Below are 12,985 nucleotides of genomic sequence, written 5' to 3'. Positions count from 1 at the left end.
CCGTGAAGGCGGCCACACCGTCGGCGCCGGCGTCGTCGCCACGATCATCGAGTAATGATCACCGTCCGGGCCGGAGGTGAAGACTTCCGGTCGGGACAGACAGGGGCATAGCTCAATCGGCAGAGCGACGGTCTCCAAAACCGTAGGTTGAGGGTTCGATTCCTTCTGCCCCTGCCAGAAAAATGAAAAGCCAAGCTTGGGAAACCAGCTTGGCTTTTCTATTGGCTGCGGAAAAAGTTGAGGCTGCCGGGGTGCATCCGGTAGACAAAGCCGGTAAAATCAACAGCTATTTTTCGACAAGTCCCGGCGCGCTCCGCGTGCGGGAGTTCTGGATTCCTTTCTGTCATGAGCACTCAAGAAGTTGAAACCGTCTCGGGCAAGAGCGACGTCGTTCTCGTCACTCTCGCCGTCCTGGCGGCTCTCGCCGGTGTGGTGGCCTTCGCGCTCCTTTCCGAGCAGGCCCTGGCCGTCCGACTCGGCGCCCTCGCCGGCGGCCTGGTCCTCGCCGTGATCCTCGCCTGGCTCTCCCCCTCGGGCAAGCGCTTCCTCGCCTACGGGCAGCAGTCCTACGAGGAGCTGCGCCGCGTCGTCTGGCCGACCCGCAAGGAGACGCTCAACACCACCGGTCTCGTGATGGCCTTCGTGGTGATCATCGCCTTCTTCCTCTTCATCTGCGACCTGATCATCGAATGGGGGCTCTACGACGTCCTCCTTCGCATCTCGCTCTAATCGCTTCCGGGAGAAATGAGCCATGGCCAACGACAAGATGCATTGGTACACCCTGCACGTCTATTCCTCCATGGAAAAGAGCGTGAAGAACGCCCTTGAGGAACGCATCGCCCAGAGCGGCGCGCTGCGCCCGAGCTTCGGCGAAGTGCTCCTGCCGATCGAGAAGGTGCATGAGATCCGCAACGGCCGCAAGGTGACGAGCGAGCGCCGCATGTACCCGGGCTACGTCTTCATCCAGATGGAGATGAACGACGCGACCTGGCACCTCGTGAACAACACGCCGCGCGTGATCGAGTTCCTCGGCAACAACAACCCCGTGATGCTTTCGCCCGCCGAGGTGAACGACATCCTCAACGCTGCCGAGACGAGCGCCGAGAAGCCCCGTCCGAAGGTCGAGTTCGAAGTGGGCGAAATGGTCCGCGTCAAGTCGGGCGCCTTCAAGGACTTCACGGGCCGCGTCGAGGGTGTGGACTACGACAAGAGCCGCCTCAACGTCGCCGTTTCGATCTTCGGCCGCGAGACGCCCGTCGACCTCGCCTTCAACGAAGTCGAGAAGATTTAAAAAAATCCGCGAAACTGGTTGCACCTTCGGGAAACGAGGTGTATATTCGCGCTTCTCTGTTTTCAACCAACTGGGGAGCCCCTTGATCCGCCTGGAGAAAGGAGCGATCGAACCCAATAGGAATTAAAGCCAAATGGCAAAGAAAATCGTCGGCTTCATCAAGCTGCAGGTTCCTGCCGGCAAGGCCAACCCCTCGCCCCCCATCGGCCCGGCCCTCGGCCAGCGCGGCCTGAACATCATGGAGTTCTGCAAGGCGTTCAACGCGAAGACGCAGGGCATGGAAGCGGGTCTCCCGATTCCGGTCGTGATCACCGCCTACGCCGACAAGAGCTTCACGTTCATCATGAAGACCCCTCCGGCCACCGTCCTCATCAAGAAGGCGGCCAAGGTCCAGAAGGGTTCCGCGCGTCCGCACACCACGAAGGTGGGCAAGATCACGCGCGCTCAGGCCGAAGAGATCGCCAAGACGAAGGAGCCGGATCTGACGGCTGCCGACATGGACGCCGCTGTTCGCACGATCGCCGGTTCCGCTCGCTCGATGGGCATCGTTGTGGAGGGTCTCTAAATGGCTAAGCTTACGAAGCGCCAGCAGGCGTTCCAGGGCAAGGTTGAGGCCGGTAAGGCCTACCCGGTCCTCGACGCGCTCAACCTCGTCCGCACCAACGCGACTGCCAAGTTCGATGAGTCCGTGGACGTTGCCGTTCAGCTCGGCATCGATCCCCGCAAGTCCGACCAGGCCGTCCGCGGCGCCGTCGTGATGCCGGAAGGCACGGGCAAGACCGTCCGCGTCGCCGTCTTCACCCAGGGCGCCAAGGCTGACGAAGCCCGCGCCGCCGGCGCCGACATCGTCGGCTTCGACGACCTCGCCGCCAAGGTCAAGGCCGGTGAACTCGACTTCGACGTCGTGATCGCCTCGCCGGACGCCATGCGCGTTGTCGGTCAGCTCGGCCAGATCCTCGGCCCGCGCGGCCTGATGCCGAACCCGAAGGTCGGCACCGTCACGCCGAACGTCGCCCAGGCCGTCAAGAACGCCAAGGCCGGTCAGGTCCAGTTCCGCGCCGATAAGGCCGGCATCATTCACGCGCCGATCGGCCGCGCCTCCTTCGAGGCCGAGCGTCTGCGCACGAATCTCGCCGCCCTGATCGACCAGATCAACAAGCTCAAGCCCGCCTCCCAGAAGGGCCAGTACCTGTGCAAGGTCTCGGTCTCTTCGACGATGGGCCCGGGCGTGCGCATTGATGCCGGCACCATCGCTGCGTAATTGAATTTTCCAGGGGCGGCACCCCTGCAGTGCGCAAAGAGGAGAGGACGTCCGCGACAGACGCGGGCGCCTCGCTTCCCGAGCGAACCCCGTCCGCGGGGATGCCCGAAGATCAGCTGATCTTCGCTGAGGCCGTGAGGCCTCAAGGGCTTTGGGTGGTTCGGCCCGGGCGCCTCCCTCCGGGGTGGTGTTGAAGGCCGAACTGCTGTCAAAGACCGCTGGAGAGCAGTCTCCTCCCCCGGCGGGGAAAGAAGAAACGCCGGATCAGGGGATCGCTTTTAATTCTCTTGCAGCGTTCTGCGGACGCACTTTCCGCGTCGGGAACGTCTGCCGGCAAGAGGTCCAGCGCAGACGGCACCGAAGAGAGACATTGCGTCGTGTTTGCCAAGCTGCGGACGCCTCGGAACGAGGCCCCCGGCTTCTGACAGAAGTGAAGCTCTCAGAAGGTTGCCGGTTAATCGCAACCGGCGCCGGTCCGTTGGATCGGCGTCTCTGAGTGGAGCCAGACCATGGGTCTTAATCGTGAAGACAAGGCGGCAGTCATTGCGGAGATTTCGGAAGTCGTTTCGAAGTCCTCCGTGATGGTCATCGCCGAATACCGTGGGCTGACCGTACAGGCCGTCACGCAGCTGCGCGCTGAAGCGCGCAAGAATGGCGTGACGCTGCGTGTTGTCAAGAACACGCTGGTTCGCCGCGCCGTGGAAGGCACGGGGTTTGCCGGGCTTGCTGACCAGTTCGCTGGTCCGCTCGTCTACGGCTTCTCCGCCGACCCGGTTGCTGCTGCCAAGGTTCTTGTCAAGTTCGCCAAGGACAACGAGAAGCTCGTCGTGAAGGGCGGTGCGATGGACAACTACGTCATGGACGTGGAAGCCGTCAAGCAGCTCGCCTCGATGCCGAGCCGCGAGGAACTCCTTGCCAAGTTGATGGCCACGATGAACGAGCCGATCGCGAAGTTCGTCCGTACCGTCAACGAAGTCCCGGCGCGCTTCGTGCGCACCGTGGCCGCTGTGCGCGATGCCAAGGAAAAGGCTGCAGCCTAATTCGTTTTTCCAAACAAACTAAACACTACGTAATACGGAGCTAAAAATGGCCCTTACCAATGAAGAAATCCTCGACGCCATCGCGTCCAAGACCGTCCTCGAGATCTCCGAACTCATCAAGATGATGGAAGAGAAGTTCGGCGTCTCCGCCGCCGCCGCCGCCGTCGCCGTCGCCGGCCCGGCCGCCGCCGCCGCCGCCCCGGCTGAAGAGAAGACCGAGTTCGACGTCGTCCTCGAAGCCGCCGGCTCGAACAAGATCGCCTGCATCAAGGCCGTCCGTGAACTCACGGGCCTCGGCCTCAAGGAAGCCAAGGACCTCGTCGAAGGCGCTCCGAAGGCCGTCAAGGAAGGCCTCCCGAAGGCTGACGCCGAAGCCGCTGCCAAGAAGCTCGAAGAAGCTGGCGCCAAGGTCGTCCTCAAGTAATAATTATTGCTTGACCGGCAAGCTCCGGACGGATACGTCCCCTCTGGGGGCGCCCGTCGCGGAGCACCTCAAAGCCTCCGCAAGGAGGCTTTGATCTGATCTTCTCCGCAGCGTTTCATGAGAAAATCAGATCAAAGTCCCTTCCTTGATGAACCTGTCGCCAGACTCAAAAACCTGCAAATGCGCGCCGCGCGGACTCAGATTGACGAAATCTGAAGTGCCGAGCGGCTTTTCGGCGTCCTTGCATCCCGCCCTCATCAAGACCCGACTTCTTCCGGTTCATTCCTAATGTCGAACGGAGTCTACATGTCGTACTCGTTCACTGAAAAGAAGCGCATCCGCAAGAGCTTCGCCTCTCGCCCGAGCGTCCTTGAAGTGCCTTCCCTGCTTGATATTCAGCTTCGTTCGTACGAAGAGTTCCTGCAGGCCAACGTGAAGCCCGCTGCCCGCAGCAGCAATCTCGGCCTTCAGGCCGCCTTCACCTCGATCTTCCCGATCACGAGCCACAACGGCTTTGCTTGCCTGAAGTTCGCCGGCTACGACCTTGCTGAGCCGGAGTTCGACGTGGCCGAGTGCCAGCTGCGCGGACTTACGTTCTGCTCGCGCCTGCGCGCCAAGATCCGTCTCGAGATCTACGACCGTGAAGCGGCCGAACCCGGCACGATCAAGGAGATCCGTGAGAACGACGTCTACATGGGCGAAATTCCCCTGATGACGGAAAAGGGCTCGTTCATCGTGAACGGCACCGAGCGCGTGATCGTCTCCCAGCTGCACCGCTCCCCGGGCATCTTCTTCGAGCACGACAAGGGCAAGACCCACTCTTCGGGCAAGCTCCTCTTCTCCGCGCGCGTGATTCCCTACCGCGGTTCCTGGCTCGACTTCGAGTTCGACGCGAAGGACATTCTCTACTTCCGCGTCGACCGCCGCCGCAAGATGCCCGGCACGATCCTGCTCAAGGCGATCGGCTACTCGGTCGAGGACATCCTCGCCCGCTTCTTCGCGTTCGACACCTTCCAGCTCCTCAAGGCCGGCGCCAAGCTGCCCGTGATCCCCGAGCGCCTCAAGGGCCAGACGATGTCCTTCGACGTCATCGACGGCAACGGCAAGCTCGTGATCCCGCACGACAAGCGCATCACCGGCAAGCATCTCCGTGACCTCGCCAAGGCCGACGTCACGGCGATCGGCGTGCCCGACGACTACCTCATCGGACGCGTGCTCGCGAAGACCATCGTCGACTCCCAGACGGGTGAGGTGATCGCCCAGGCGAACGAGGAGATCACGGACTCGCTGCTCGCGAAGCTGCGCGCCGCGCGCGTGCGCAAGCTCGAGACGCTCTTCACGAACGAGCTTGATCACGGCGCCTACATCTCCAACACCCTGCGTCTCGACGACACGCCGGACCAGTTCTCCGCGCGCGTCGCGATCTACCGCATGATGCGTCCGGGCGAGCCGCCCACGGAGGAGGCCGTCGAGACGCTCTTCGACCGTCTCTTCTTCGATCCCGACGCCTATGATCTGTCGCGCGTCGGCCGCATGAAGGTCAACGCCCGCTTCGGCCGTCCGTCGTCCGAGGGCGAACGCACCCTCACGAAGGAGGACATCGTCGACACGATGGCGCTCCTCGTCGCGCTGCGCAACGGCCAGGACAACGTCGAGCTGATCGACGCCAAGGGCGAGAAGCGCGTCTGCCCGGTCAACGGCGTGGACGACATCGACCACCTCGGCAACCGCCGCGTGCGCTGCGTGGGCGAACTTGCGGAAAACCAGTTCCGCGCCGGCCTCGTGCGCGTCGAGCGCGCCGTCAAGGAACGCCTCAACCAGGCGGAGAGCGACGGCCTCACCCCGCAGGACCTCATCAACTCCAAGCCCATTTCGGCCGCCATCCGCGAGTTCTTCGGCTCGAGCCAGCTCTCGCAGTTCATGGACCAGACGAATCCGCTCTCGGAGATCACGCACAAGCGCCGCATTTCGGCCCTCGGCCCGGGCGGCCTGACGCGCGAACGCGCGGGCTTCGAAGTCCGCGACGTGCACTCCACCCACTACGGCCGCGTCTGCCCGATTGAGACGCCGGAAGGTCCGAACATCGGTCTGATCAACTCGCTCGCCCTCTACGCCCGCCTCAACGAGTACGGCTTCCTCGAGACGCCGTACCGCAAGGTGGTGGACGGCGTCGCGACCAAGGAGATCCACTACCTCTCCGCGATCGAGGAAGGCAAGTACATCATCGCCCAGGCGAACGCCGAAATGGACGACGAGGGCCGCCTCACGCAGGAGCTCGTCTCCGCGCGCGACAACGGTGAAACGATCCTCGCCTCGCCCGCCCGCATCCAGTACATGGACGTCGCGCCGGCGCAGATCGTCTCGTGCGCTGCGGCGCTCATTCCGTTCCTGGAGCACGACGACGCGAACCGCGCGCTGATGGGCGCGAACATGCAGCGTCAGGGCGTGCCCTGCCTGCGTCCCGAGAAGCCCGTGGTCGGCACGGGCATCGAGCGCACGGTGGCCGTGGACTCCAAGACCGCCGTTCAGGCCCGCCGCGGCGGCGTCGTGGACTACGTCGACGCCAACCGCGTCGTCATCCGCGTGAACGACGAGGAGTCGATCGCGGGCGAGACGGGCGTGGACATCTACAACCTGCAGAAGTTCACCCGCTCCAACCAGTCCACGAACATCAATCAGCGTCCGATCGTCGTCAAGGGCGACCGCGTCGCCGTGGGTGACGTGCTCGCCGACGGCGCTTCGACCGACACGGGCGAGCTCGCCCTCGGCCAGAACATGCTGATCGCGTTCATGCCCTGGAACGGCTACAACTACGAAGACTCGGTGCTCATCAGCGAACGCGTCGTGGCCGACGACCGCTACACCTCGATCCACATCGAGGAGCTGTCGGTCGTCTCGCGCGACACGAAGCTCGGGCCTGAGGAAATCACGCGCGACATCTCGAACCTCTCCGAGAACCAGCTCTCGCGCCTCGACGACTCCGGCATCGTGTTCATCGGCGCCGAAGTGAAGGCGGGCGACGTGCTCGTGGGCAAGGTCACGCCGAAGGGCGAAACCCAGCTCACGCCTGAGGAGAAGCTTCTGCGCGTGATCTTCGGTGAGAAGGCGAGCGACGTGAAGGACACCTCGCTGCGCGTTCCGTCCGGCATGACCGGCACCGTGATCGACGTTCAGGTCTTCACGCGCGACGGCGTCAAGCGCGACAAGCGCGCCGAGAGCATCATCAACGACGCCCTCAAGCGCTACCGCCGCGACCTCGACGACCAGCTGCGCATCGTGGAGCGCGACTCCTTCGACCGTCTGCGCCGCCAGCTCGCCGGCCACAAGGTCGTCTCGACGATGCAGCTCGAGGGGCTGCCCGCCGACGGCGTGCTTACGGCCGAATTCCTCGCCGCGATGCAGGGCTACGATCTCTTCGGCCTGCGCATGGAGGAGGAGACCGCCCAGCACTGCATCGACCTCACGAAGCAGGCGATCGAGCACACGCGCGAAGACAACCAGAAGAAGTACGACATCAAGCAGGACAAGCTCACCCGCGGCGACGAACTGCCTCCGGGCGTGCTCAAGATGGTGAAGGTGTACATCGCCGAACGCCGTCGTCTGCAGCCCGGCGACAAGATGGCCGGCCGTCACGGCAACAAGGGCGTGGTCTCCAAGATCTGCCCGGTCGAGGACATGCCGTACATGGCCGACGGCCGTCCCGCCGACATCGTGCTCAACCCGCTTGGCGTGCCGTCGCGAATGAACATCGGTCAGGTGCTTGAAGTCCATCTCGGCTGGGCCGCGAAGGGCATCGGCTGGCGCATCGAGCAGATGCTCAAGACCGAGCAGGTCCGTCAGATCCGCGCGTTCCTCAACGAGGTCTACAACCGCACGGGCAAGACCGAGGATCTCGACAGCCTCACCGACGAGGAGCTCATGCGCATGGCGCGCAACCTCCAGAACGGCGTGCCGTTCGCGACGCCCGTCTTCGACGGCGCCACGGAGGAGCAGATCCGCATGATGCTCGACCTCGCGTTCCCGGACGACGAGGCCGCCCGTCTGCAGCTCACGCCTTCGAAGACGCAGGCGACGCTCTACGACGGCCGCACCGGCGATGCGTTCGAACGTCCCGTCACGGTGGGCTACATGCACTACCTGAAGCTGCACCACCTCGTCGACGACAAGATGCACGCCCGCTCCACGGGTCCGTACTCGCTCGTCACGCAGCAGCCTCTCGGCGGCAAGGCGCAGTTCGGCGGCCAGCGCTTCGGCGAAATGGAAGTCTGGGCGCTCGAAGCCTACGGCGCGGCCTACGTGCTGCAGGAAATGCTCACCGTGAAGTCCGACGACGTCAACGGCCGCACGAAGGTCTACGAGAACATCGTCAAGGGCGAGCACAAGATTGAAGCGGGCATGCCTGAATCCTTCAACGTGCTCGTGAAGGAAATCCGGTCGCTCGGCATCGACATCGACCTCGTCAAGAACTAAGCAAGGATTTAAGCGAAATGACTGCTGCGCTTAATGAGATTTTCAACCAGGTCCAGAAGGACGAGCATTTCGATGCGATCCGCATCGGTCTCGCGAGCCCTGAGAAGATCCACTCCTGGTCCTACGGCGAAGTCAAGAAGCCGGAGACGATCAACTACCGTACTCAGAAGCCTGAGCGCGACGGCTTGTTCTGCGCCAAGATCTTCGGGCCGGTGAAGGACTACGAGTGCCTCTGCGGCAAGTACAAGCGCCTGAAGAACCGCGGCGTAATCTGCGAGAAGTGCGGCGTCGAAGTGACGCTCGCCAAGGTCCGCCGCGAACGCATGGGCCACATCGACCTCGCCAGCCCCGTCGCGCACATCTGGTTCCTCAAGAGCCTTCCGTCGCGCATGGGCATGGTGCTCGACATCCCGCTGCGCGACATCGAGCGCGTGCTCTACTTCGAAGCCTACATCGTCGTTGATCCGGGCCTCTCCACGCTCACCCGCGGCCAACTCCTCAACGAAGAGGAATTCATCCAGAAGACCGCCGAATTCGGCGACGACTTCCGGGCCATGATGGGCGCCGAGGCGATCGGCGAACTGCTGCGCACGATCGACATCGACTCCGAGGTGACGCGTCTGCGCTCCGAGCTCTCCACGACGAGCTCCGAGGCGAAGATCAAGAAGTACGCCAAGCGCCTCAAGGTCCTTGAAGGCTTCCAGCGCTCGGGCATCAAGCCCGAGTGGATGATCATGACGGTCCTGCCGGTCCTCCCGCCCGACCTGCGTCCGTTGGTCGCCCTCGACGGCGGCCGCTTCGCGACGTCGGACCTCAACGACTTGTACCGCCGCGTCATCAACCGCAACAACCGCCTCAAGCGCCTCCTCGAGATCAAGGCTCCGGACATCATCGTGCGCAACGAAAAGCGCATGCTGCAGGAGGCCGTGGACTCGCTCCTCGACAACGGCCGTCGCGGCAAGGCGATGACCGGCGCCAACAAGCGTCCGCTCAAGTCGCTCGCCGACATGATCAAGGGCAAGTCGGGCCGCTTCCGTCAGAACCTGCTCGGCAAGCGCGTGGACTACTCGGGCCGTTCCGTGATTACGGTCGGTCCGGAGCTGCGCCTGCACCAGTGCGGCGTGCCCAAGCTCATGGCGCTCGAACTCTTCAAGCCCTTCATCTTCAACAAGCTCGTGCTGCGCGGCCTCGCGCCCACGCCGAAGGCTGCCAAGAAGATGGTCGAGAACCAGGAGCCCGTGGTCTGGGACATCCTCGAAGAGGTGATCTTCGAACATCCCGTCATGCTCAACCGCGCGCCTACGCTCCACCGTCTCGGCATTCAGGCCTTCGAGCCCAAGCTCATTGAAGGCAAGGCGATGCAGCTCCATCCGCTCGTCTGCGCGGCGTTCAACGCCGACTTCGACGGCGACCAGATGGCCATCCACGTGCCGCTCTCGCTCGAAGCGCAGCTTGAGGCCCGCGGCCTCATGATGAGCTCGAACAACGTGCTCTTCCCGGCCAACGGCGATCCGTCGATCGTGCCGTCGCAGGACATGGTGCTCGGCCTCTACTACGCCACCCGCGAGCGCATCAACGGCAAGGGCGAGGGCATGTACTTCGCCGACGTCGCTGAAGTTCAGCGCGCCTGGGACAACGGCGTCGTTGAACTGCAGACGCGCTGCACGGTCCGCATCAAGGAGTACGAGCTCAACCGCGACACCGGCGAGAAGACCCCGAAGATCGTCCGCTACGAGACGACCGTCGGCCGTGCGCTCCTCTCCGAGATCCTTCCCGAGGGCATGAGCTTCAAGGAGCTCAACATCACCCTCAAGAAGAAGGAGATCGCCAAGCTCATCAACCGCTGCTTCCGCCTCTGCGGCCTGCGCGCGACGGTGATCTTCGCCGACAAGCTCAAGGACAACGGCTACCGTCTCTCGACCCGCGCGGGCATTTCGATCTGTGTGGGCGACATGAAGGTGCCCGCCCAGAAGGAAGGCCTCGTGCGCGCCGCCGAACAGGAGGTGAAGGAGATCGAGGCGCAGTACACCTCGGGTCTCGTCACCCAGGGCGAGCGCTACAACAAGGTGGTCGACATCTGGGGCCGCACGTCGGACCAGGTCGGCAAGGTGATGATGCAGGAGCTCTCCACCGAGCCCACGATCGACCGTCACGGCCGCAAGGTTTCGCAGGAATCCTTCAACAGCGTCTACATGATGGCCGACTCCGGTGCCCGAGGCTCCGCGGCTCAGATTCGCCAGTTGGCTGGCATGCGCGGCCTGATGGCGAAGCCGGACGGTTCGATCATCGAGACGCCGATTACGGCGAACTTCCGTGAAGGCCTCAACGTTCTGCAGTACTTCATCTCGACCCACGGCGCCCGCAAGGGCCTCGCCGATACGGCGCTGAAGACCGCGAACTCGGGCTACCTCACCCGTCGTCTCGTCGACGTGACGCAGGACCTCGTGGTCGTCGAAGACGACTGCGGCACGACCCGCGGCGTCGAGATGCGCGCCCTCGTCGAGGGCGGCGAGGTGATCCAGGCCCTGCGCGACCGCGTGCTCGGCCGCGTGACCGCCATCGACGTGCTCAATCCCGACACGCACGAGGTCGTCCTCGCCGCCGGCACGCTCCTTGACGAGCGCGCCTGCGATAAGCTCGACGAGCTCGGCATCGACATGGTCAAGGTCCGCACGCCGCTCACCTGCGACACGCGCTACGGCCTGTGCGCCAAGTGCTACGGCCGCGACCTCGGCCGCGGCTCGCTCGTCAACGCCGGCGAGTCCGTCGGCGTGATCGCCGCCCAGTCGATCGGCGAACCGGGCACGCAGCTCACGATGCGTACGTTCCACATCGGCGGCGCCGCGTCGCGTGCGGCCGTCGCGTCGAGCGTCGAGGCGAAGTCCGCCGGTACGGTGAGCTTCTCGCCGGCCATGCGTTTCGTGAAGTCCGCCAAGGGCGAGCTCGTGGTGATCTCCCGTTCGGGCGAGATCGTGATCACGGATCACGGCCGCGAACGTGAACGCCACAAGGTCCCGTACGGCTCCGTGCTGCTCGTGCAGGCTGATCAGGCGATCAAGTCCGGCCAGCAGCTCGCCACGTGGGATCCGATGACCCGTCCGATCATCACCGAGTACGCCGGCCGCGTGAAGTTCGAGAACGTCATTGAAAACGTCACCGTGATGAACCAGGTCGACGAAGTGACGGGCCTCTCGAGCCTCGTCGTGATCGACCCGAAGAAGTCGACCGGCAAGGGCGGCAAGGCCACGGCTGCGGGCATCCTGCGTCCGTTGGTGCACCTGCTCAACGAGGACGGCTCGGAAGTGAAGATTCCGGGCACGGACCACGCCGTGACGATTCAGCTGCCCGTGGGCGCCTTCGTGGTCGTTCGCGACGGCCAGGACATCGGCATGGGCGAGGTGCTCGCGCGCATCCCGACCGAGTCGCAGAAGACCCGCGACATTACGGGCGGTCTGCCGCGCGTCGCCGAGCTCTTCGAAGCCCGCAGCCCGAAGGACGCCGGCATGCTCGCTGAGGTGACCGGCACGGTGACCTTCGGCAAGGAGACGAAGGGCAAGCAGCGCCTGATCATCACGGACAGCGAAGGCTTCTCGCACGAGACGCTCATCAGCAAGGACAAGACGGTGCTCGTGCACGACGGTCAGGTCGTGCAGAAGGGCGAGGAAATCGTGGACGGCCCGGTCGATCCGCACGACATCCTCCGCCTGCTCGGCATCGAGGAGCTCGCGCGCTACATCGTCGACGAGGTCCAGGACGTCTACCGTCTGCAGGGCGTGAAGATCAACGACAAGCACATTGAAGTGATCGTCCGCCAGATGCTGCGTCGCGTCCAGATCGCCGATCCGGGCGACACGCGCTTCATCCAGGGCGAGCAGGTCGAACGCTCCGAGATGCTCGACGAGAACGACCGCGTAGTCGAGCTCGGCAAGCGCCCGGCGACCTACGAGAACGTTCTGCTCGGCATCACGAAGGCTTCGCTCTCGACGGACTCCTTCATCTCCGCGGCCTCCTTCCAGGAGACCACCCGCGTGCTCACCGAGGCTGCCATCATGGGCAAGCGCGACGAGCTCCGCGGCCTGAAGGAGAACGTGATCGTCGGCCGTCTGATCCCGGCCGGTACGGGTCTCGCCTATCACCAGGCCCACAAGGCGCAGGAGCTTGCCGAACGCCTCGAGCGTGAGACGCAGGCCTTCGACGAGCCGACTCCGGAAGCTGAAACGCAGGAGGAGCTCGACGAGGAGTACGAAGACGCTCCGAAGCCCGCGGTCGACCCGTTCGCCTTCTTCGACCACAAGGAGGCCGCGCCGGAGGACGAGTCCGCCCCGGCGGCCGCCAAGAAGGCCGAAGAGGCGCCGAAGTCCGCCGAGACGCCTGCCGAAGCGCCGGCTGAGAAGCCCGAGACGCCCGCCGCGCAGTAAGCGCACCCATGATCTTCGGAATCCGCCGCTCCTTCGCGGAAGCGGCGGACGCCTGGATCCGGCGGCCCGGCACGGACCCCT

The 12,985-nt window shown here is 64.1% G+C and carries 9 protein-coding genes and 1 tRNA gene; all 10 read left to right on the top strand.

What is annotated here, in order from left to right:
• Positions 1 to 101: 101 nt before the first annotated feature.
• The 10 genes from ACT6Y9_RS04040 (at position 102) to rpoC (ending at position 12,904) form a co-directional block, all read left to right on the top strand.
• A tRNA-Trp gene (locus ACT6Y9_RS04040) sits at positions 102 to 177 on the top strand.
• A 5-nt stretch (positions 178 to 182) separates the two neighbouring features.
• Positions 183 to 365, top strand: coding sequence for a hypothetical protein (locus tag ACT6Y9_RS04035; protein ID WP_443743586.1), 183 nt, complete (start codon positions 183 to 185; stop codon positions 363 to 365).
• The gene (gene secE / locus ACT6Y9_RS04030; RefSeq protein ID WP_295480206.1) at positions 346 to 729 is read left to right on the top strand and encodes a preprotein translocase subunit SecE; all 384 of its coding nucleotides are present in this window, start codon (positions 346 to 348) and stop codon (positions 727 to 729) included. The genes ACT6Y9_RS04035 and secE overlap by 20 nt, the downstream gene beginning before the upstream one ends.
• Positions 730 to 751: 22 nt before the next feature.
• On the top strand, positions 752 to 1,291 hold the full coding sequence (nusG, locus tag ACT6Y9_RS04025; RefSeq protein WP_295480204.1) for a transcription termination/antitermination protein NusG: 540 nt from the start codon (positions 752 to 754) through the stop codon (positions 1,289 to 1,291).
• A 133-nt stretch (positions 1,292 to 1,424) separates the two neighbouring features.
• The gene (rplK, locus tag ACT6Y9_RS04020; RefSeq protein ID WP_295480202.1) at positions 1,425 to 1,856 is read left to right on the top strand and encodes a 50S ribosomal protein L11; all 432 of its coding nucleotides are present in this window, start codon (positions 1,425 to 1,427) and stop codon (positions 1,854 to 1,856) included.
• Complete coding sequence (rplA, locus tag ACT6Y9_RS04015) at positions 1,857 to 2,552, top strand: 50S ribosomal protein L1 (RefSeq protein WP_295480200.1); 696 nt, start codon at positions 1,857 to 1,859, stop codon at positions 2,550 to 2,552.
• A gap of 509 nt (positions 2,553 to 3,061) precedes the next feature.
• Positions 3,062 to 3,592 (top strand): 50S ribosomal protein L10, encoded by a 531-nt coding sequence (gene rplJ / locus ACT6Y9_RS04010; protein WP_295480198.1) that lies wholly within the window; start codon positions 3,062 to 3,064, stop codon positions 3,590 to 3,592.
• Positions 3,593 to 3,638: 46 nt separating this feature from the next.
• A complete protein-coding gene (rplL, locus tag ACT6Y9_RS04005) occupies positions 3,639 to 4,016 on the top strand; it encodes a 50S ribosomal protein L7/L12 (protein ID WP_295480196.1) in 378 nt (125 codons plus the stop codon).
• A gap of 306 nt (positions 4,017 to 4,322) precedes the next feature.
• Positions 4,323 to 8,486, top strand: a complete 4,164-nt coding sequence (rpoB, locus tag ACT6Y9_RS04000; protein ID WP_443743585.1) for a DNA-directed RNA polymerase subunit beta — start codon at positions 4,323 to 4,325, stop codon at positions 8,484 to 8,486.
• Positions 8,487 to 8,503: 17 nt separating this feature from the next.
• On the top strand, positions 8,504 to 12,904 hold the full coding sequence (gene rpoC, locus ACT6Y9_RS03995) for a DNA-directed RNA polymerase subunit beta' (protein WP_295480174.1): 4,401 nt from the start codon (positions 8,504 to 8,506) through the stop codon (positions 12,902 to 12,904).
• Positions 12,905 to 12,985: the final 81 nt, after the last annotated feature.

This window comes from Sutterella sp. (assembly GCF_052272535.1).
Lineage (GTDB): Bacteria > Pseudomonadota > Gammaproteobacteria > Burkholderiales > Burkholderiaceae_F > Sutterella.
The sequence above is the reverse complement of the archived record's forward strand: the minus strand, read 5'-3'. Positions and strand labels throughout refer to the sequence as shown.